The organism is Streptomyces atroolivaceus, assembly GCF_000717025.1.
Classification (GTDB): Bacteria; Actinomycetota; Actinomycetes; order Streptomycetales; family Streptomycetaceae; genus Streptomyces; species Streptomyces atroolivaceus.
On sequence record NZ_JNXG01000004.1, the window covers coordinates 191,543 to 210,997 of the forward strand.

The 19,455-nt window shown below is 72.6% G+C and carries 19 protein-coding genes; 10 read left to right on the top strand and 9 right to left on the bottom strand.

Annotated elements, in window-relative coordinates:
* Positions 1-164: 164 nt before the first annotated feature.
* The 4 genes from OO67_RS39670 (at position 165) to OO67_RS12465 (ending at position 2,479) form a co-directional block, all read left to right on the top strand.
* Positions 165-305, top strand: a complete 141-nt coding sequence (locus OO67_RS39670) for a hypothetical protein (RefSeq protein WP_244300159.1) — start codon at positions 165-167, stop codon at positions 303-305.
* A 110-nt stretch (positions 306-415) separates the two neighbouring features.
* Complete coding sequence (locus tag OO67_RS12455; RefSeq protein ID WP_033299754.1) at positions 416-841, top strand: DUF7144 family membrane protein; 426 nt, start codon at positions 416-418, stop codon at positions 839-841.
* A 1-nt stretch (position 842) separates the two neighbouring features.
* Positions 843-2,222 (top strand): DUF1254 domain-containing protein, encoded by a 1,380-nt coding sequence (locus OO67_RS12460; RefSeq protein ID WP_051709313.1) that lies wholly within the window; start codon positions 843-845, stop codon positions 2,220-2,222.
* A 35-nt stretch (positions 2,223-2,257) separates the two neighbouring features.
* Positions 2,258-2,479, top strand: a complete 222-nt coding sequence (locus OO67_RS12465) for a DUF2277 domain-containing protein (protein WP_033299756.1) — start codon at positions 2,258-2,260, stop codon at positions 2,477-2,479.
* Positions 2,480-2,494: 15 nt separating this feature from the next.
* Here the strand turns inward: OO67_RS12465 and OO67_RS12470 are convergent, their stop codons facing one another.
* From OO67_RS12470 to OO67_RS12485, 4 genes are all read right to left on the bottom strand, one after another.
* Entirely contained in the window at positions 2,495-3,154 is a 660-nt protein-coding gene (locus OO67_RS12470; protein WP_033299757.1) for a DedA family protein, read from the bottom strand.
* A 208-nt stretch (positions 3,155-3,362) separates the two neighbouring features.
* Positions 3,363-3,806, bottom strand: coding sequence for a DoxX family protein (locus OO67_RS12475; protein WP_033299760.1), 444 nt, complete (start codon positions 3,804-3,806; stop codon positions 3,363-3,365).
* Positions 3,807-3,919: 113 nt separating this feature from the next.
* Positions 3,920-5,635, bottom strand: a complete 1,716-nt coding sequence (locus OO67_RS12480) for an alkaline phosphatase D family protein (RefSeq protein WP_033299762.1) — start codon at positions 5,633-5,635, stop codon at positions 3,920-3,922.
* 92 nt (positions 5,636-5,727) lie between these two features.
* Entirely contained in the window at positions 5,728-6,372 is a 645-nt protein-coding gene (locus OO67_RS12485; protein ID WP_033299764.1) for an HNH endonuclease family protein, read from the bottom strand.
* Positions 6,373-6,609: 237 nt separating this feature from the next.
* Between OO67_RS12485 and OO67_RS12490 the strand changes: the two genes are divergently transcribed.
* Positions 6,610-7,344 carry an ABC transporter permease gene (locus tag OO67_RS12490; protein ID WP_033299766.1) on the top strand — a complete coding sequence of 245 codons (735 nt, stop codon included), beginning with the start codon at positions 6,610-6,612 and terminating at the stop codon, positions 7,342-7,344.
* A 98-nt stretch (positions 7,345-7,442) separates the two neighbouring features.
* On the opposite strand, the gene OO67_RS12495 is transcribed toward OO67_RS12490, so the two are convergent.
* Both OO67_RS12495 and OO67_RS12500 read right to left on the bottom strand, forming a co-directional pair.
* A complete protein-coding gene (locus tag OO67_RS12495) occupies positions 7,443-8,105 on the bottom strand; it encodes an HAD-IA family hydrolase (RefSeq protein ID WP_033299767.1) in 663 nt (220 codons plus the stop codon).
* Between the two features lie 294 nt (positions 8,106-8,399).
* Positions 8,400-9,398 carry a peptidoglycan-binding domain-containing protein gene (locus OO67_RS12500; RefSeq protein WP_033299768.1) on the bottom strand — a complete coding sequence of 333 codons (999 nt, stop codon included), beginning with the start codon at positions 9,396-9,398 and terminating at the stop codon, positions 8,400-8,402.
* A gap of 138 nt (positions 9,399-9,536) precedes the next feature.
* On the opposite strand from OO67_RS12500, the gene OO67_RS12505 reads away from it, so the two are divergent.
* Positions 9,537-11,582, top strand: a complete 2,046-nt coding sequence (locus tag OO67_RS12505; protein WP_033300013.1) for an MDR family MFS transporter — start codon at positions 9,537-9,539, stop codon at positions 11,580-11,582.
* Positions 11,583-11,599: 17 nt separating this feature from the next.
* Here the strand turns inward: OO67_RS12505 and OO67_RS12510 are convergent, their stop codons facing one another.
* Positions 11,600-12,076: a GNAT family N-acetyltransferase gene (locus OO67_RS12510; protein WP_033299769.1), complete on the bottom strand. Its 477-nt coding sequence runs from the start codon at positions 12,074-12,076 to the stop codon at positions 11,600-11,602.
* A gap of 61 nt (positions 12,077-12,137) precedes the next feature.
* Here OO67_RS12510 and OO67_RS12515 point away from each other — a divergent pair, with 61 nt between their 5' ends.
* Both OO67_RS12515 and OO67_RS12520 read left to right on the top strand, forming a co-directional pair.
* A complete protein-coding gene (locus tag OO67_RS12515; protein ID WP_033299771.1) occupies positions 12,138-13,229 on the top strand; it encodes a serpin family protein in 1,092 nt (363 codons plus the stop codon).
* Between the two features lie 202 nt (positions 13,230-13,431).
* Positions 13,432-15,474: a bifunctional glycosyltransferase 87/phosphatase PAP2 family protein gene (locus tag OO67_RS12520; protein ID WP_078597857.1), complete on the top strand. Its 2,043-nt coding sequence runs from the start codon at positions 13,432-13,434 to the stop codon at positions 15,472-15,474.
* A gap of 135 nt (positions 15,475-15,609) precedes the next feature.
* Here OO67_RS12520 and OO67_RS12525 read toward each other — a convergent pair whose 3' ends face one another.
* Both OO67_RS12525 and OO67_RS12530 read right to left on the bottom strand, forming a co-directional pair.
* Positions 15,610-16,974: an MFS transporter gene (locus OO67_RS12525; protein WP_033299773.1), complete on the bottom strand. Its 1,365-nt coding sequence runs from the start codon at positions 16,972-16,974 to the stop codon at positions 15,610-15,612.
* Positions 16,975-17,309: 335 nt separating this feature from the next.
* Positions 17,310-17,972: a TetR/AcrR family transcriptional regulator gene (locus OO67_RS12530; protein WP_033299775.1), complete on the bottom strand. Its 663-nt coding sequence runs from the start codon at positions 17,970-17,972 to the stop codon at positions 17,310-17,312.
* A 153-nt stretch (positions 17,973-18,125) separates the two neighbouring features.
* Between OO67_RS12530 and aroQ the strand changes: the two genes are divergently transcribed.
* Positions 18,126-18,596, top strand: coding sequence for a type II 3-dehydroquinate dehydratase (gene aroQ, locus OO67_RS12535; RefSeq protein WP_033299776.1), 471 nt, complete (start codon positions 18,126-18,128; stop codon positions 18,594-18,596).
* Positions 18,593-19,453 (top strand): shikimate dehydrogenase, encoded by an 861-nt coding sequence (locus OO67_RS12540; protein WP_033299777.1) that lies wholly within the window; start codon positions 18,593-18,595, stop codon positions 19,451-19,453. The genes aroQ and OO67_RS12540 overlap by 4 nt, the downstream gene beginning before the upstream one ends.
* The last annotated feature ends 2 nt before the right edge of the window (positions 19,454-19,455 follow it).

Sequence of the window (19,455 nt, forward strand, 5' to 3'; positions counted from 1 at the left end):
AACCCCCTCCCGGGTACTACGCGGGACGAGCGGAGGGGCCCCTGACGTCACGCAGCGCGGGCTGATCCTCGACCGGGTGGTGAGCCGGCGGGTCGCGGCCGGGTGGCGGGTGGAGTCCCGGTCCGGGAGCCAGGCCGTCCCGGTGCGCGGGCAGCCGGTCAACCATGTGCGACGCCTTTCCGGCGGTCCTCTCCTGCCGGGTGTGGGGCCCCGCATGGGCGGTCCTGGCACTGACGAGCAAGATGGAGCGGGTGGTGCTCACCGTCGCCGCGCAGGGGCAGGCCGTCACCGTGGGAGCGCCCTGATCAGGGCTGTCACCCGAACGGGCGCGTCCAGGTCGTGGCGGGGGAGGCCGTCGCACAGGGTCGGATCTGCCCGCAGCAGTCCGGGGCGGCCCGTCGAGTGGAGGTATTCCATGACCCAGTCAGCATCCGCACCCGGCCCCGCCCGACCCTCCGCCCCCGATCCCTGGGCGGCCACCGGGGCCATGTTCGCGGGGGTCGTGCTCCTCGTCGACGGCATTCTCGCCGTCGTCAAGGGGATCGCGGGCATCGCGTCCGACGAGGTGTACACGCGCATCAGCAACTACACGTTCAAATTCGACGTCACCGCCTGGGGATGGATCCACCTGATCCTGGGGGTGTTCCTGGTGGTCGTCGGATGGGGCGTCCTCAAGGGCTCGGCATGGGCCTGGGGCGTGGGCATCGGGCTGGCCGCGCTGAACCTGATCGCCAACTTCGTCTGGCTGCCGTACCAGCCCGTGTGGGCGATCATCTCCATCGCGCTCGACACCTTCGTGATCTGGGCCCTGTGCGCCCACCGGGCGAAGCCGGTCATCTGACGTGAAACCGGGGCGAGGCGGCCTGAAGCCGGACGCGATCACGGCGCTGGCCGCCGACGCGTACGTCTACGGGTCGCCGCTCGTCCGTCAGCTGTCGGCCGTCCAGGCCTGTCTCCAGGAGGGCTGCGGGACGTTGGCGCCCGCGCCGTTCAACGACTTCGCCCACGCGGAGGGGCCGGCCACGCCCGGTACCCACGTCCCCTTCGCCCCGGCCGACCTCGTCGATGCTCTCGCCCAGCTCGACCTCTCCGGAGGGCCGGTCAGACTGCATGTGCCGGACACCGGCGGGGCGTACTACGTGCTGCAGTTCGTGGACGCGTGGGGCAACGCCTTCGCCTACCTGGGCCCCCGGGCCACCGGCGCGGGGGAGGGGGACTGGATGATCGTGCCGCCCGGCTGGGCCGGCACCGTGCCCGACGGGGTGTCGGGGGTGATCGACGCTCCCACCTCCGTCGTCTCCGTCGTCGGCCGCCTCGCGTGCGACGGGCCCGAGGACATGCCCCGGGTCAGGTCGCTCCAGCAGGAGCTCACGCTCACGCATCTCGGCGACCGCGCCCATCGGACCGGTCTGCCGGCGACGGAGCCCGGGGTGCCGGGGGAACTGCGGTTCTTCGAAGAGCTCCGGGTGTGGATGGGCGACTTCCCGCCCGCGGCCGCCGATCGCGCGTACCAGGACCGTTTCCAGCCCCTGGGGCTCCTGGAGGAGGGCCTCTCGCCGTACGTCTCGGCCGGGCCCGTCCTCGTACGTGCGCTGAGGCGGGGGCTCGCGCTGGGCCGGCTGCGGGTGGAGGAGGCGGCCCGCCGCCCCGCGGTACCGGCCGGTCCTCCGGGCGCCTGGCAGATGGTTCCGCACCTGCGCGACCACAACCTGGACCACTTCGGTGTGGGCACGCTCGGCTCACCGGAGTGGACGATCTCCGACCGTGAGGCGTCGTACCTGGTGCGGGCGGTCGCGGCACGGCGGGGGCGCTGGCTGCCCCATGGGTACGAAGCGCTCTACGCACATGCGTCCCGTGACTCCGGGGGCCGCCCGCTCGACGGTGCCCACGTCTACGAGCTGCGCCTCGCCCAGCCGCCTCCGGTCCGGGCGTTCTGGTCGCTCACCGTGTACGACAGTCCCGGAGGCCACCTGGTCGCGAACGCGGCGGACCGGTACGCGGTCGGGGACCGGACGCCCGGGCTCGTCCGCGGTGCCGACGGCTCGCTGACGCTGCGCCTGTCCGCGGAACGGCCGCAGGACCCGGCCGGGGAGGCGAACTGGGTGCCGGTGCCGGCCGGCGGCTTCCGGCCGATCCTGCGGCTCCACCTGCCCGGCCAGGCCCTTCTCGACGGGAGCTACGTCATCCCGGCGATCGAGCGGCTCGGGGAGCGCAGGTCCTGAGGCGCGTTGTCAGTGGCGCGTCGCACACTGGAGGCATGTGCCGCAGCATCAAGACGCTTCGTCCACCAGCCATCCCCGAAGAGGCCACCGAGGAGGAGATGAGAGCCGCCGCTCTGCAGTACGTGCGCAAGGTGTCGGGCTTCCGTGCGCCCGCCGCGCACAACCAGGAGGTCTTCGACCGTGCCGTGGCCGAGATCGCCGAGGCGACCCAGCGGCTGCTCGACGGCCTGGAGATACGGGGCGCCGCCCGGGTCTGACGAGCGCGCGGGCCGTCAGGTTCCGGCCGGGGCTCCGGCCGCCGGAGCGGCGGTTGCGGGGGCCGGACGACGGACGACGAGAGCCGCGAGGGCTCCTGCGAGGAACAGGGCGAGGACCGAGACGGCCGTGCCCAGCCAGCCCGCGCCCAGCCACTGGCCGCCGACGTAGCCGAGGCCCACGCTGTAGACCGCCCAGGCGACCCCGGCCACGGCCGACCAGGGCAGGAACTCCTTCACCTTGCGGTGCGCCGCCCCGGCACCCAGGGAGACGACGGACCGGCCGGCCGGGGCGAAGCGGGCGATGACGACGAGCGCTCCGCCGCCACGGCTCAGCGCCGCACCGAGGTGCTGCTGTGCGGAGGTGAGGCGGCGGGAGCGGGCTATCGCCCGGTCCAGGCGGTCGCCACCGCGCCAGGCGAGGCGGTACGCCACGAGGTCGCCGAGCACCGAGGCGGTGGCCGCGCAGAGGATCAGCGCCAGAAGTGAGGGCACCTGGCGGGTGGCCTCGCCTGCCGCCGCGGTGACCGTGGTCGTGCTCGCGGCCGCAGCCGTGGCCGCGGTGATCACCAGCACGCCGCTGGGGAGGACGGGCAGGAAGACGTCCAGGAGCACCGAGAGGGCGACCACCGCGTAGATCCATGGGCTGCCGGTCAGCGCACCCACCGTCTCGAGCACTTTGCTACTCCCCGTTCCGGTGTTCCGTGCCAACGCCGCGACGTCGCAGGGGAGCGGCAGGAGCGGCAGGGTCAGCTGTACAGCGTACGCCTGCCGTTCACCTGGTTCACCTGGTATTCGCAGGGTGGGAGGCCGATGTCGCGCAGGTCACGCACGAACCCGGCCCCCCTCCTGCGCAGGAGGGGGGCCGGGTCAGCGGAACGTGCGGTCAGACCGAGACGGCCTGGGTCTTCTCGCGGGCCGGTTCGCTCGCGCGTGCGGAGCCGCCGCGCGAGAACAGCCCGTCCAGGGCCACGGCGCCGGGCCCGGTGAAGACCAGCAGGAGGAAGGCCCAGCAGAACAGGGCCGAGGCCTCCCCGCCGTTCTGCAGGGGGAACAGCGACTCGGGCTGGTGCACCTTGAAGTACGCGTAGGCCATGGAGCCGGAGGCTATGAACGCGGCGATACGGGTGCCGAGGCCTAGCGCGACCAGGGTGCCGCCGACCAGCTGGATCACCGCGGCGTACCAGCCTGGCCAGGTGCCGGTGGGGACGCTGCCGCCGCCGAGTACTCCGAAGAGCGAGGCGGCGCCGTGGCAGGCGAAGAGGAAGCCGATGACGACGCGGAAGAGGCCGAGTGCGTAGGGCTGGGCCTGGTTCAGACGTATGACCATGGGGGGGTGGGGCTCCTTCGGTCTGGGGACGGGAACCGATCGGGGCCCCTCAGGTTAGGGTGACCTCAGTATTACTTGCAAGTTCAACATTCTGTCGAGTGGCTGAAAATAGGTCATTCGTTCGAGGTTAGTGTGCGGTCCAGAACGGTCTCGAACTGGGCGCCCGTAGGCCTGGCTCTGGCCTGAACCAATGTCAGCGCAGCTTTCCGGCCGTGCAGGGTGAGGGTCATGAGCTGGTTGCCGAACCACGGTCCGCCCGTCTTGCGCCAGCGCAACGGCGGGCTCCCCGTCCGTCCGTGGAGCGCCAGCGCGCGCCCGAGCCATCGGCCCGCCCGGCTCCAGCCGAAGCGGAATCCGGTGCGGATGTATCCGGGGACGGAGTTGTGCACGGGAGAGCAGGTCAGCTGCAGGACGCGTGCGGTCGGAGCGCCGTCCGGGACGGAACCGGGCCACTGGGGTTCGGCGATGTACGCATGGTGCACATCACCGGAGAGCACGCATACCGTCGCCGGGGCGCCGGGCCCGCGCCCCGCTTCGCCCAGGAGCTCCGACAGGCGGCGGAAGGACTCCGGGAAGGCGGCCCAATGCTCCAGGTCACCGGCCCGGCGCACCTTCTCTCCGATGCGCGCCCAGCGCTCGCCCCGCCCGCCGCGGCACAGTGCCGCGTTCCAGGTCTCCGCTTCGTGTATGAGGGGTGGCAGCAGCCACGGCAGCGAGGTGCCGATCAGCAGATGGTCGTACGCGCCGGGGTCCGAGAGCATCTCCTCGCGCAGCCAGCGCTCCTCCTCGTCACGGAGCATCGACCGCTGCTGCTCCTCGAGATTCCGGGCCGCCCGGGTGTCCACCATCAGCAGCCGGACTCGGCCGAAAACACGCCTGTAGCTCCAACGGGTCCGTGCGGGGTCGGCGTCCGCCGCCGCCGCGTGGCCCCGGAGGATCTCGGTGCCGTCCGGGACGGCGCGTACGGCCGCGTAGACCGGGTCGGCCTCCAGCGCCTCGGGGGAGAGGTTGCCGAGGTGCTGATAGACCCAGTACGACATGAGCCCGCTGACGATCCGCTCGTGCCACCAGGGAGTACGACGCATGTCCCGCACCCAGGCGGCGCTCGTGTTCCAGTCGTCCACGACGTCGTGGTCGTCGAAGATCATGCAGCTGGGGACCGTGGAGAGGAGCCACCGCACGTCCGGGTCGCGCCAGGACTCGTCGTAGAGAAGGGTGTACTCCTCGTAGTCCGCGACCTCCGCGCCGGGAGCCTCGCTCAGATCGCGGCGTGCCGCGAGCCGCCGCTGGGTGGCCGGGGACGTCTCGTCCGCGTACACCTGGTCGCCGAGCAGCAGGAGGACGTCGGGGCGTACCGCTCCGGGGTCGGCGGCGAGGCTCGCGGCCAGCGTGTCGAGAGCGTCGGGGCCGATGGGGTCTCCCCCGGTCGAGCGCAGCCGGGAACCCGGGGAAGTGTCGTGCCCGTGGGCCGGCGGGGCCGCCCACCGGCAGGAGCCGAAGGCGACCCGGACCGGACCCGCCTCGTCGGCCTGCGGTGCGGCGGGCGTGGTGATGGTGCTGGGCGGGAAGCGGGAGTCCTCGGGCGGCCACACGCGGCGGCCGTCGAGCAGCACCTCGTAGGGCGTGGTCGAGCCGGGTGACAGGCCCGTGACCACCACCAGGGCGTAGTGGTGGCCCTGGACGGCGAACGTGGGGGAGGCGCCGGCCGCCCCGTCGGCGCAGCGGACCTCCGCGGTGCAGGGCCTGGTCGCCTCCACCCAGACCGTCGCCCGTGAGCCGGACTCCCAGTCGACGTACCTCAGCAGTGGTCCCAGGCGTAGCCCGGCCATGTGTGCCCTCCTCGCGTCGCCGTGACCGATGGCTCCGTAGGGTACGGGGCGGCGGAGGAGGGCGGCTGGATCCGCCGGGGCGGGAGGGTCGGTCAGCAGCCGTTGAGGACGGACTGCAGGGCGCTCTTCTCGGTGGTGTCGATGCTGAGGCCGTAGTGGTGCTTGACGTGGACCCAGGCGCGGGCGTAGGTGCAGCGGTAGGCGGTGCGTGACGGGAGCCACTCGCCGGGGTCCTGGTCGCTCTTGGACTGGTTGACGTTGTCGGTGACCGCGATGAGCTGAGGGCGGGTCAGGTCGTTGGCGAAGGACTGGCGCTGGGTGTTGGTCCAGCCGCTGGCCCCGGAGCGCCAGGCCTCGGCGAGCGGGACCATGTGGTCGATGTCCAGGTCGGACGCGGCGGTCCAGGTGGCGCCGTCGTACTGCGAGTACCAACTGCCGCTCGTCGCGGCACAGGCGGAGTCCTGGACGACGCCGGTGCCGTCCCGCTTCAGGACCACTTCGCGGGTGTTGCAGGCCCCGGACTGGGTGATCCAGTGCGGGAACTTGTCGCGGCTGTAGCCGGACGAGGAGCCCTCGGTGGAGACGGCGAGCTGACTCAGATACGTACGGGCGGTCGAGGCGCTGACCGGGGTGGGCATCGCGGCCTGGGCGGTCGGGGCCGTGAGAAGCCCGGTGGTTGCGGCGAGCGCGGCCGAGGCGGCGACGACGGCTATGCGACGCGCGTAGCTACCGGACATGCGAACTCCCTTGATGTGGGGGGACCTTGGGCAGGCGACCTGCGGGCCGGACCATCGTGTCGGCGCCGGGTTTCGGTGGGGTGGTCGCCAGGTAACAGGGTGGCGACATGCGCACGTCACATCAAGAGGTAGGACGGTCGCTCTGACGTCCCGTCCGAAAGTTGTTCGAGGCGCGGAGTTGACGGTCGGGCGGCCGCGGCGGTGCGCCGGGGGGTGCGTGCGGCCTAGGGTGGCCGCGTGCTGCTTCCGGTCGGTCCCGTGCTCGGCGTCGTGCTGGCCGTGCTCCTGGTGTGCGCCGCCGCCGTCGCCGCGTGGGCCTCGCTCGGCCGGTCCCGCGAGATCGCCGTCGCCGGGGTTCGGGCGGCGGTCCAGCTGGCCGTGGTCTCCCTGCTCATCGGCTGGGTGGTGCGCTCCCTGGGGCCGCTGCTCGGCTTCCTGGCGCTGATGTTCGCAGTCGCGGTGCGTACCGCCGGCCGGCGGATCACCCGTAACCGCACCTGGTGGTGGGCCGCGCTGCCCATCGGCGCGGGCGTCGTGCCCGTGGTCGTGGCGCTGCTGCTCACCGGGCTCCTCCCGCTACGCGGCATCGCGCTCATCCCGGTCACGGGCATCCTCATCGGCGGTGCGCTCACCGCGACCGTGCTCGGCGGGCGGCGTGCGCTGGACGAGCTCGGGACGCGGCGGGGGGAGGTGGAGGCCGGGATGGCGCTCGGCCTGCTCGACCGGGACGCCCGGCTGGAGATCGCCCGTCCCGCGGCGTCGGACGCGCTCCTCCCCGGGCTGGACCAGACCCGGACCGTGGGGCTCGTCACCTTGCCCGGTGCCTTCGTGGGCATGCTGCTGGGCGGCGCCTCGCCCGTGGAGGCGGGCGCCGTGCAGCTGTTCGTCCTGGTGGCTCTGCTGGCGGTGCAGGTGGTCGCCGTCGCGCTGGTGCTGGAGCTGGTCGCGCGGGGCGTGCTGCACAGGGAGTGAGGCGCGGCGGGTGCGCTTCAGGGGGTGGGGCGGGGTGTCCCTGAGCCCGCGGGGCCCCAGCCGGGTCCCCGAGGCGCACCCCGGGGGCCCGGGAAGGGCTACGAGGCGTCGATGTGCAGACGGATCGAACCGTCCGCGCCCGCTTCCACCCTGAGCCGGGTCAGGTCCTCGACATGGGCGTCGGGGGAGAGCGCGGCCGCGCGCGGGCCCACGCCCACGACGCGCATGCCTGCTGCCCGGCCCGCCGTGATGCCCGCCTCGGAGTCCTCGAACACGATGCAGTCCGCCGGGTCGAAGCCCAGCTCGGCCGCGCCCTTGAGGAAGCCCTCGGGGTCCGGCTTACTGGCGCCGACCATCTCGGCGGTGACGCGCGTCTCCGGCATCGGCAGGGCCGCTGCCGTCATCCGGGCCTGGGCGAGAGCCTCGTCGGCCGAGGTCACGAGCGCGTGGGGGAGAGTGGCGATCGACGCCATGAAGGCGGTGGCGCCGCCGATGGGCACCACGCCGTCCGTGTCGGCGGTCTCCTCGGCGAGCATGACGCGGTTCTCCGCGTAGTTCTGCTCCATCGGCCGGTCCGGCAGCAGGGCGGCCATCGTGGCGTAGCCCTGGCGGCCGTGGACCACCTTGAGCGCGGCCTCGGGGTCGAGCCCCTGTGCGATCGCCCAGCGGCGCCAGCAGCGCTCCACCACCGCGTCGGAGTTCACGAGGGTGCCGTCCATGTCCAGCAGGAGGGCGCGGGCTTCGAGGACGGTGGCCGGCATCGGCATGCTCCAGAGCGCGGGGGAACAGCTCATAGCTGCGGAGGAAGAAAACAAGTAGCCCCGCCCGCCGGTCAGGGAGAACGAGCGGAGGCTACTTTGTTTCTCCACGGTACAAAAACCTGCGCCGAAACGCCAATCCTGCACCGGAACGCCGGAACGCCGGAACGCCGGAACGCCGGAACGCCGGAACGCCGGAACGCCGGAACGCCGGAACGCCGGGACGCCGGTCAAGAGGGCCGGGGCGGTGTCATGCAGCCCGCGCGCCGGCGCGCGGGCCCGTCTCGGGAGCCCGTCTCAGGAGCGGCGTCCCCTGCCGTTCGTCTGCGCCTCCAGGGCGCGGCGTGTCTCCGGGCCGTAGACGCCCGGCGGGTCGCTCCTGACCGACACCCACCTCTGGAACTCGGAGACGGCCTCCTCCACCCGCTCCGTGTAGGCGCCGTCGTCCGGCCCCCGGTAGACCCAGATCTCCTGGAGCCGCCGCTGGAGCTCGGAGACCTCCGAGCCGCGGTCCCCGCGTCGCAGCGTGACCCCGGACAACTCCTCCGCGGGCGGCGTCGCCGCTGCCGTGGTGGGGGCCTTCGTCGCGGACGCCGAGGGGGCCGGGGACTTCGAAGCGGCGGCCGAAGGCGACGCCGACGGACTCTTCGACGGGGTGGGGGACGCCGAAGCCGAAGCCGAAGTCGAAGTCGACGCCGACGCCGACCGGGACGGCGTGGCCGAGGGTGACGCGGAGGGGGACGCGGACACGGACGCGGCCGGCTGGCTGCCCGCGTCCGGTGCGCTCGTGGTGACCTCGGGCGGCAGCGCCGTGTCCCTGCTGTCGTCGTCGTCGAACAGGCCGCCCGCGAATGCGGCCGTGCCCACCACCGCTGCCACCGCGGCCCCCACGGCGACGACGGCGAAGGGCCGCCGACGGCGCGGCTGCACGGGATCGGGCCCACTGCCCGCGTAGGCCGCGGCGGTACGCCGACGGGCCTCGTCCGCGGTGACCGCGCGGGGCGGAGGGCCCGGAACGGGCCCTGGCGCTCCGGGCCCCGGCGCCCCGCCGGGCGCGCCGTCCAAAAACAGCGGCATCGTCGTGGCGGCACCGGGCGCGCCGTCGTCCTGCGTGTGGTCGCTGTTCAGCGTCACGTACGGCCGGATCCGCAGCGGGTCGAAGTCCTCGGCCGCCGCCACCTCCGCCGCACGGGCGTCCCGCCCCGTCCGCGCGGCCGTCCCGGCTCCGCAGGCGCACCCCGCCCCGGGTCTCGCACTCCGCTCGTCGCCGCACTCCGGGCACATATGTCCGGTCATCGTGGGTTCCCCTCCCCTTTGAACTGCCTGCGATTATGCAGGCCGCCGCATGGAAGCCCAACGCCCGCAGTCCTGCTCGGCAGGCCATAACGGCACACAGCGGCCAGGATGGGGGTGAAGCGGACCGAGGAGATGCTCATGGCCCAGCAGTTGAGCCCGCCACCCCTTGCGGAAGGTGAGGGGCGGTCCAGGCGGAACGTCCTGGTCTCCATCGGCGCGCTGCTCCTCGGCATGCTGCTCGCCGCACTCGATCAGACCATCGTGTCCACCGCCCTGCCCACGATCGTCAGCGAGCTGGGCGGCCTGGACCACCTGTCGTGGGTGGTGACCGCCTACTTGCTGGCGGCCACCGCGGCCACCCCGCTCTGGGGCAAGCTCGGAGACCAGTACGGGCGCAAGAAGCTCTTCCAGACGGCCATCGTCATCTTCCTCATCGGCTCCGCGCTCTGCGGGGTGGCCCAGAACATGCCGCAGCTGATCGGCTTCCGCGCCCTCCAGGGGCTCGGCGGCGGCGGGCTCATGGTGCTGTCGATGGCGATCGTCGGCGACATCGTCGCCCCGCGCGAACGAGGCAAGTACCAGGGTCTGTTCGGCGCGGTCTTCGGTGCGACGAGCGTGCTCGGACCGTTGCTCGGCGGTTTCTTCACCGAGCACCTCAGCTGGCGCTGGGTCTTCTACATCAACCTGCCCGTCGGCGTCGTCGCGCTGATCGTCATCGCCGCGGCCCTGCACATCCCGGTCCGCCGCACCAAGCACACGATCGACTACCTGGGCACCTTCCTCATCGCCTCGGTCGCCACCTGCCTGGTACTCGTCGCCTCGCTCGGCGGCACCACCTGGCCCTGGGGCTCCGTGCAGATCATCGCCCTCGCGGTCCTCGCCGTCGTGCTGCTCGTCGCGTTCGTCGCGGCCGAGCGCCGGGCGGCCGAACCGGTGCTGCCGCTGAAGCTGTTCCGGAAGAGGACCTTCACCCTCGTCGCCGTCATCAGCTTCGTCATCGGCTTCGCGATGTTCGGGGCCATGACCTACCTGCCGACCTTCCTCCAGGTCGTGCACGGCATCACCCCGACCCTGTCCGGGGTGCACATGCTGCCGATGGTCTTCGGGCTGCTGCTCACCTCGACGGGCTCCGGCCAGATCGTCAGCCGGACCGGGCGCTGGAAGGTCTTCCCGATCGCCGGCACGGCCCTCACGGTGGTCGGTCTGCTGCTGCTCCACACGCTCTCCGAGAACAGCTCCACCTGGACGATGAGCCTCTGCTTCTTCGTATTCGGCGCCGGCTTGGGCCTGGTGATGCAGGTACTCGTGCTGATCGTGCAGAACTCCGTCGGCTACGAGGACCTCGGCGTCGCCACGTCAGGGGCGACCTTCTTCCGCTCCATCGGCGCGTCGTTCGGCGTGGCGGTGTTCGGCACGATCTTCACCAACCGGCTGACCGGCAAACTCGAGGACGCGCTCAGCGGCAGTTCGCTTCCGCCCGGTGTCGACGCCGGGGCACTGGCCGCCGACCCCCGGGCCATCGGCCGGCTCCCCGCGGATCTGCGCCCGTCGGTCCTCAGCGCCTACTCGACCTCGATCACCGATGTCTTCCTCTACGCGGCACCCGTCGTCCTCGTGGCGTTCGTCTTCGCCTGGTTCCTCAAGGAGGAGCCGCTGCGCGGTTCGGTGACGGCGCCCGACAGCAGCGAGACCCTGGCCTCGAACCCGGTCCAGCGGTCCTCCTACGACGAGTGCGCCCGAGCCCTGTCGGTGCTCGCCACCCGGGAAGGGCGCCGGGAGATCTACGAGAAGATCACCGTGAAGGCCGGATACGACCTGCAGCCCGCGGCCAGCTGGCTGCTGCTCCGCATCAAGCGGCACGGCACCGTCGAGCCCGGCCGGCTGGCCGAGGTCGCCCCGGTGCCGCTCAGGGTGATCACCTCGGCCGCCCGTCAGGTGGAGGGGCTCGGTTACGCGCGGCGCGAGGGGATGCAGCTCGTGCTCACCGAGCGGGGCGCGGAGGCCGTGGTGCGGCTGTCCCAGGCCCGCGAGGAGTCCCTGGCCGAGCTGCTGGGCGACTGGTGGGGCCCCGACCGGCCCACCGACCTGGTCCGCCTCGTGACGGAGCTGTCGGCGGAGGTGAGCGGGTCGAGCAAGGAGCGGCCGCACATGCCCGAACCGCGCCGCGACCACTCGGTGGGCTGACCCTCCGGCCGCGGGGCTCAGAGTTCCTTGGCGAACCAGTGCTCCGCGTAGGGGCCCTGGTTGAAAGCCGGGACCTCCCGGTACCCGTGCTTCGCGTACAGCCCGCGCGCCTCGACCAGGTCGTTGCGGGTGTCGAGCCGGATCCGCCGCACCCCGTAGGCGCGAGCGGCGCTCTCGATGCCCGCGAGCAGCAGGCCGCCGCCGCCCGTCGAGCGGAACGCGGGGCGGACGTACACCCTGGTCAGCTCCGCCGTCTCCGCGTCGGCCAGCCGCAGGCCCGCGCAGCTCCCCGGCTTGCCGTCGTACCGCCCCACCAGGAACTCCCCGGTGGGCGGGGCGAGCAGGTCCGCGCCGTCGTCCCTCAGGCCGTCGTCGATCTCCGCCGTGGTCGCCGGGCGGCCCCAGTAACGGCTCGCCACCTCGTCGTAGTAGTCCCGTCGCAGCCAGGCCGCTTCGGGACTGTCGAAGGGTTCGGGGGCCACCGTCCAGGTCATTGCGTCATTCTGTCCAGGATGTGAGGGGATGACGAACCATTAATACGTGCAGGGGGAAGCGATGCGTGACACGGACCTCGACGCGACCGTCCGGAGGCTCGGGGAACGGTGGATCCAGGAGCTGGCCCGGCCCGGCCGGCGCAGCTTCGTGTGCTCGCCCGCCGGACTGTGGCTGGCCCTCACCGCCGTCGCCGCGGGCGCCCGCACGGAGACGGCCGCGGAACTGCGGGCCCTGCTCGGCGTGGCCGGTCCGGAGGCCGCGGCCGTGGTGACGGGGGTGGCGCGCGACTGGCGGCGCACCGAGGCGCTGAAGGTGGCGACCCGGGTGTGGAACAGCGTGCCGCTCCGCCCGGAGTACGAACAGTCGCTGCCGGACGTCGCTTTCGGCCCGGTGGACGTCGCGGAGATCGACGCGTGGGTCCACGAGCAGACCGGCGGCCTGATCGAGCGGCTCCCCCTGGACCTCGACGGCGCTGTCGCGCTCGCCCTGGTCGATGTGCTGGCCCTGAAGGCGTTCTGGGAGCTGCAGTTCGACACGGCGCGCACCCGCGACGTCCCGTTCACCGACGTGGCGGGGGTCAGCCTCCCGGTGGCCACGATGCACGCGTCGGTCGGGCTCGCGGACGTGTGGACGGTGGCGGGCGCGTACGTCGTCGAACTGCGCTGCCGCGCGGAGCCGGGCGGCGCCCCACCCGCACGGGTCAGGTTCGTCCTGGGGGAGCCGGGCGAGGAGGCGGCCCGGGTCCTGCCGCTGGCGTGGGCCCCGGAGGGGGCGCGGGCTCCTCTGGACGCCGACGAGGTGACCTTCGCGCTGCCGCGCTTCACCCTGCGGACGAACGTCCAGATCACCGACCAGCTTCCGGCGCTCGGCGTGCGGTTCGCCACCGACGCCGCCGCGGCGGACTTCTCCGGCCTCGCGACCGCGCCCCTCTTCATCACGGACGTGGTCCAGGAAGCGGTCGTGAAGATCGCCGAGAGGGGCGTGGAGGCCGCGGCGGTCACCGTCGTGGCGACGCGGCGCTCCGCCCCCGGACCGCGGACGAGGCGGCACATCGCCTTCGACCGGCCCTTCGGCTTCGTCGTCCTGGAGGGTTCTTCGGACGTCCCCCTCTTCGCGGGCTGGCAGGCGGACCATCCGGTGTACGAGGACTGAGGCCTGCCCCGGTCCGGGCGGCCCGGCGCCGGCGGCCGCAGGAGCCGCCGGCTCGGCATCCGGACATTCTTTGGGCGAATCGGTGGTGACAGTCAGGCGAAGAGGGGGTTGATTGTGTCTACCTCATAGGGCAATGCGAGGCTTCATCCGCACATACCCGGGCCGAGGGGACAGTGCATGAAAACGGGAGGGTCGGCGCAGCGTGACAGATGTGGAGCGCAGTGTGCGGGGGGACGCGGCGGCGGATCCGGGGACGAGGGCAGCGGCGGTCAGGGCCGTCCTCTGGCTGCTGGTCGGCGTCCTGGCGGTACGGCAGGTGGCGGTGGTGCTGCGCCGGCCGCCCGGTGAACGTCTCATCGACCTGGAGACCTGGACCGGCGCGACAGGAGTCCTGCACATGGCGGGATCCCTGTACGACCCGGGCCGGTTCACCGGGACGCCGTTCGCCGGTCTCGTGCTGAAACCGCTGACGGTCTCGGCCGAGCAGGCACTCGGCGTCGTATGGACCTTCGGTTCACTGCTGCTCGTCGTGCTGCTCGGCTTCGTCGCCGTACGCGCCCTGCCCGCCCCGGTGAGCCGGCGCACCGCCTTCCTGGCGGCGCCGGCCGCGATCACCCTGCTGATGGTGTCGCTGCCCGTCCGCAACGCCCTGCACCTGGGCCAGACCAGCATCCTGCCGGTCCTGCTGGTGCTCGTCGCCTGCTTCGCGGTGCGCGGCGAGCGCCTTCCGGGCGTGCTGACCGGTGTCGCCGCAGCCCTGCAGCCCGCCGTCCTGCTCTTCGCCGTCCTGTTCTGGCTGACCGGGAGACGCGGGGCCGCCGTCAGCGGCGGTGTCACGTTCGCCGTCTGCACGGCGCTGGCCTGGGTGGTGATGCCGCGTGACTCCTGGGCGTACTGGGTGCACCACCTCGCGGGTGCGGGACTCGGTGATCGTCCGGACAGCCTGGCCAACCAGTCCCTGCACGGCGCGCTGCTGCGGTTCGGGCTCCAGGGCCCGCTCGAGATCGCGCTGTTCCTCGCCCTGGCCGCCGCCGTCGTCGTCCTCGGGCTGCGCCGGGCGGCCCGCTACGCGCGGGACGGACAGCTGCTCCTGGCCGTCGCCGTCACGGGATGCGTCGCCGTCGCCGTGTCGCCCACCGCGTGGCAGCACCAGCTCCTGTGGGTCCTGCTCGCCGTCGTCGGGCGCGTCGGCACCCGGGCCTCCGACCGGCTGGTCTGGCCGGCGGTCGTGGTGCTCGTCCTCACCCTGCCGGGGAAGATGCTGCTGCCGAACGTCGGCGTCGTCCTCCCCGTACGCGACAACGCGCTGCTCATCGTCGCCCTCGGCGCGGCCTGCGCGGTGCCGTTCCTGTCCCGCTCCTCGCCCCACTGGCGGCGGCCGGTCCCCACGGACTACGCGAAGCCGGTGCCCGCACGGTTCGCGTGGGTGCCGCTCCTGCCGTTCTGGCGCCGGGTGCTCAGCCGCCCCAACCTGCTCCTGGAACTCCTTCTCATCCGGGTCGTCTACTCCGCCTACGCGAAGGTCCGGCTGGCGGCGACCGCCGGACGTCCCACCGCCGAGGAGCACGGCCGGCAGATCCACGCGGCCGAGCAGTGGCTGCACATCGACATCGAGCACTGGGTCAACCACACCGTCGTCGGCATTCCCTGGCTGCGGGAGTTCTTCGACTACTACTACTCGACCTTCCACTTCCTCGTACCGCTCGCGATCCTCGGAGTGCTGTACGTGCGCCGGCCCCCGGACTACCGCTGGGCCCGCAGCACCCTCGGCTTCGCCACGGTCCTCGCGCTGGTCGGCTTCTGGCTCTACCCGCTCGCCCCGCCGCGCCTGATGCCGGGGCTGGGCTTCATCGACACCGTCCACGGGGTGCAGGACCTCGACAGCCCCGACTTCGGGGCGCTGACCGCGATGACCAACCAGTACGCGGCGATGCCGTCGCTGCACTTCGGCTGGTCCCTGTGGTGCGGTGTGGTGATCGCGCTCCTCGCGCCGAAGGCGTGGATGAAGGTCCTGGGGCTGCTGCACCCGCTGTTCACGGTCTCCGCCATCGTCGCCACGGGGAACCACTGGGTGCTGGACGCGGTCGGCGGTGCGGCGGTCGTGGCCGCGGGCTTCGGACTGACGTACGTCCTGGCCGGACCGCGCAGGCTCCAGGACGGCACCGGCCCGGCCGTACGGACCGGCCCGGAGGCCGGGGAGACCGCCGGGGAACCGGTACCCGAACCGGCGGGCAGCAAGGCGTAGCACCCGGAGGGGGCGGGGACGGTTCCGCAGAGCCGTCCCCGCCCCTCCGGCATGGATCGCCGCGTCCTTCGAGGATCCGTCCGGGACGGGTGTCCCGCCACTCGGACGGCCCGGCCTCCGGGGCCGCGACGGAGGTCAGGCCTTGACGGTTGTTCCCGCCTCCGCCGTCACCCCGTCGTTCCGCTCCCCGAGCTGTTCCGTCTCCACGTGGGCCGTCTCCCGGGCGGACAGCGCCGCGACGACCGGCGGCACGCAGAGCGCGGCGGCGAAAAGGGCGACACCTCCCCAGTTGTCGCCGTCGGGGCCGGCGATCTGTGAGGCGAAGGCCACGGCGAAACCGGCGATGGCGAAGCCGGTCTGGGTGCCGATCGCCATGCCCGACAGCCTGACCCGGGTGGGGAACATCTCGGCGTAGAAGGCGGGCCAGATGCCGTTGGCCGCGCTGTAGACGACGCCGAAGACCAGCACTCCGAGGATCAGCACCAGCGGATAGCTGCCGGTGGAGATCGCCCACAGGTAGAGGGGCATCACCACCGCACTGCCGACGGCGCCGACGAGGAAGACCGGCCGGCGTCCCACGCGGTCGGAGAGCCGGGCCCACAGCGGGATGGTGAACAGGGCGACCAGATTGGCCAGCGCGCCCACCCACAGCATGCCGGTGCGGCTCAGGCCGACGGCGTCACTCGTCGCGTAGGACAGCGCCCAGACGGTGAAGATCGTGCTGACGGTGGCGATCACGGAGGCGGCGACGACCCGCAGCACGTCGGCCCAGTGGTCGCGCAGCAGCACGGCCAGAGGCATCTTCGCCACGCCCTCGGTGGCCGCCTGCTTGGTGAAGACAGGGGTCTCCTCCAGGGTGCGGCGGATGACGTACCCGGTGACCGCGACGGCGACGCTCAGCCAGAACGGGATGCGCCAGCCCCAGGAGAGGAGCTGTTCCTCGGGCAGGGCGGCGACCGGGATGAAGGCCAGGGTCGCGATCAGCTGGCCTGCCTGGGTCCCGTTGATGGTGAAGCTGGTGAAGTAGCCGCGGCGGTGCTGGGGCGCGTGTTCCAGGCTCATGGAGTTGGCGCTGGCCTGCTCGCCCGCCGCGGAGATGCCCTGGAGGATCCGGAGGACGACGAGCAGGACGGGGGCGGCCCCGCCGATCTGGTCCCGGGTGGGCAGACAGCCGATGAGGAACGTCGAGACGCCCATCAGCATCAGGGTGAAGACCATGATCTTCTTGCGGCCGAGCCGGTCCCCGACGTGTCCGAGGAAGAGCGCGCCGACCGGACGGGCCGCGTAGGCGACACCGAAGGTGGCCAGCGACAGCAGGGTCGCGTTCGCGGGATCGGACTCGTCGAAGAAGACCTTGGGGAAGATCAGCGCCGCCGCGCTGCCGTAGATGAAGAAGTCGTAGTACTCCAGCGCGCTGCCGATCCAGGCGGCGAGCGCGGCTTTACGGGGCTGTGCTTCTGACTGGGGCGGGGGACCGGCGGAAGGGTCGTCAGTGGTCACGGCGGGCTCCTTCGGGGACGTTCCGTGCGGGGGAGGGGCGAGCGGACCCGGCTAATTAACGCACTAGGTAGTTAGTTGCGGATGGCTAGGGATGTTGCGAGCAGTTGACGCCCCTGTCAAGGGTTCGCACAGAATCCGGGCCCCGGTCCGTCCGCCGACCGGGCTCGCCGTGGGGAGGTACCGCCCGGGGCGCCCGGCCACTTCGCCGCGGAGACGCCCTCCGGGGGCCGGTCCGGACCGGTCGCGCCCTGAGCCCGCCCGGCCGCCCACCCGCCCGGCCGCCCGGCCGCCCACCCGCCCGGCCGCCCGCCCGGCCGCCCGCCCCGCCCGGCCCTCTAGGCGGCCCGGTCGGCCGTGAGGTACGCGATGATCATGTCGCCCAGCATGGTCCGGTAGTGCTCGCGCCTCCCGGCGTCCACCAGGTCGCGGCCGAAGAGCGCGCCGAAGGTGTGTCTGTTGGCGATGCGGAAGAAGCAGAACGAGCTGATCATCGCGTGCAGATCCACGGCGTCGACGTCCGCCGTGAAGAGCCCCGACGCGCGCCCCGTGTCGAGGATGCGCCGCAGCACCTCGATGGCCGGGGAGCTGATACGGCTCAACTCGGCCGAGGCCGCGATGTGTTCGGCCTCGTGGATGTTCTCGATGCTGACCAGGCGGATGAAGTCCGGGTGCTCCTCGTGGTGGTCGAAGGTCACCTCGGCCAGCCGGCGGACCGCCGCCACGGGGTCCAGGTGCTCGACGTCCAGCAGCTGTTCCGCCTCCCGGATCCTGGAGTACGCGCGCTCCAGGACGGCGGTGAACAGCTGCTCCTTCCCGCCGAAGTAGTAGTAGATCATCCGCTTCGTGGTGCGGGTGCGGGCGGCGATCTCGTCGACCCGGGCACCCGCGTAGCCGAGGCGGGCGAACTCGCGGGTCGCCACGGTGAGGATCTCGGCCTTGGTGCGCGCCGCGTCACGGGTGCGCACGGCGGGCTGGGCGGGTCCTTCGGTGCTGGTCATCCCGATCCTTCGCGGCAGGCGGTGCGTGCTCGCGATTCTAGAGCCGGTGCCCCGGGCAGCGGTTTCGGCCCGGGCCCTTCCCAGAGCGGCCGTCTTTCGGTATGACTAACTAACCAGTCCGTACATTAAACGCCGCATCAACGGGAGTGAGCGATGCCGAACCCCCCGGTCCCGCCGACAGGCGTCCCCGTGCTCGTGCTGAACGGGCCGAACCTCAGTCTGCTCGGCCTGCGCGAGCCCGAGGTGTACGGCACACACACTCTGGCGGACGTCGACGAGCTCTGCCGGAGCACCGCCGCGGCCCACGGGCTCCGCGCCGACTGCCGGCAGAGCAACCACGAGGGTGTGCTCATCGACGCCATCCACGAGGCCCGCACCGCGCACCGGGGCATCGTGATCAACCCCGCCGGTTACAGCCACACCTCGGTCGCCGTCCGGGACGCGCTCGCCGCCGTGGAGCTGCCCGTCGTGGAGGTCCACCTCTCGAACATCCACCGGCGGGAGGCCTTCCGCCACCACAGTCACGTCTCGGCCGTCGCCGACACCGTCATCTGCGGGGCGGGTGCCCACGGATACGCCCTGGCGCTCACCCACCTCGCCCAGCTCCTGGAGGACAACCGGTGAGCCCGGACTCCTATCTCGTCGGCCTCATCGGCTCCGGCATCGGCCCCTCGCTCAGCCCGGCCCTCCACGAGCGCGAGGCGGACCGGCAGGGCCTGCGCTACCTCTACCGCCTCATCGACATCGGCACGCTCGGGGTCCCGCCGGAGAAGACCGGCGAACTGGTCCGCTCCGCACGCGACATGGGATACGACGGCCTCAACGTCACCCATCCCTGCAAGCAGCAGGTCCTCACCCACCTCGACGAGCTCTCGCCGCAGGCCGAGGCGCTCGGCGCGGTGAACACGGTGGTCTTCGAGGGCGGCCGCGCGATCGGCCACAACACCGACGCGACCGGCTTCGCCGCCTCCTTCGCCCGCGGGCTGCCCGACGCGCCGCTGGACCGGGTCGTGCAGCTGGGAGCGGGCGGTGCGGGAGCCGCCGTCGCCCACGCCCTCCTCGCCCTGGGCGCCGCCCGGCTCACCGTGCTGGACGCCCTGCCCGACCGGGCGGCGTCCCTCGCCGCGTCCCTGAACCACCACTTCGGCCCCGGCCGGGCCGCCGCCGCGGACCTCCTGGACATCGCGGCACGGACGGCGGACGCCGACGGCCTGGTCAACGCCACACCCATCGGCATGGCGGCACACCCCGGGCTCCCGCTCCCCGCCGGCCTGCTGCACCCCGGGCTGTGGGTCGCCGAGGTCGTCTACCGGCCGCTGGAGACCACCCTCGTCCGCACCGCCCGCGCCCTGGGCTGCCGGACGCTGGACGGCGGAGGCATGGCCGCCTTCCAGGCCGCCGACTCCTTCCGCCTCTTCACCGGCCGCGAACCCGACACCGCCCGCATGCTGGCCGACATCACCGATCTCACGTCGCCCTGAAA

Bases quoted from the DNA above. Each gene is read 5' to 3' on its own strand.
- OO67_RS12505 (WP_033300013.1), top strand. From the start codon at position 9,537: ATGGCCCAGCAGTTGAGCCCGCCACCCCTTGCGGAAGGTGAGGGGCGG.
- OO67_RS12500 (WP_033299768.1), bottom strand. From the start codon at position 9,398: ATGACCGGACATATGTGCCCGGAGTGCGGCGACGAGCGGAGTGCGAGA.
- OO67_RS12455 (WP_033299754.1), top strand. From the start codon at position 416: ATGACCCAGTCAGCATCCGCACCCGGCCCCGCCCGACCCTCCGCCCCC.
- aroQ (WP_033299776.1), top strand. From the start codon at position 18,126: ATGCCGAACCCCCCGGTCCCGCCGACAGGCGTCCCCGTGCTCGTGCTG.
- OO67_RS39670 (WP_244300159.1), top strand. From the start codon at position 165: ATGTGCGACGCCTTTCCGGCGGTCCTCTCCTGCCGGGTGTGGGGCCCC.
- OO67_RS12515 (WP_033299771.1), top strand. From the start codon at position 12,138: ATGCGTGACACGGACCTCGACGCGACCGTCCGGAGGCTCGGGGAACGG.
- OO67_RS12480 (WP_033299762.1), bottom strand. From the start codon at position 5,635: ATGGCCGGGCTACGCCTGGGACCACTGCTGAGGTACGTCGACTGGGAG.
- OO67_RS12510 (WP_033299769.1), bottom strand. From the start codon at position 12,076: ATGACCTGGACGGTGGCCCCCGAACCCTTCGACAGTCCCGAAGCGGCC.
- OO67_RS12530 (WP_033299775.1), bottom strand. From the start codon at position 17,972: ATGACCAGCACCGAAGGACCCGCCCAGCCCGCCGTGCGCACCCGTGAC.
- OO67_RS12495 (WP_033299767.1), bottom strand. From the start codon at position 8,105: ATGCCGGCCACCGTCCTCGAAGCCCGCGCCCTCCTGCTGGACATGGAC.
- OO67_RS12475 (WP_033299760.1), bottom strand. From the start codon at position 3,806: ATGGTCATACGTCTGAACCAGGCCCAGCCCTACGCACTCGGCCTCTTC.
- OO67_RS12465 (WP_033299756.1), top strand. From the start codon at position 2,258: ATGTGCCGCAGCATCAAGACGCTTCGTCCACCAGCCATCCCCGAAGAG.
- OO67_RS12485 (WP_033299764.1), bottom strand. From the start codon at position 6,372: ATGTCCGGTAGCTACGCGCGTCGCATAGCCGTCGTCGCCGCCTCGGCC.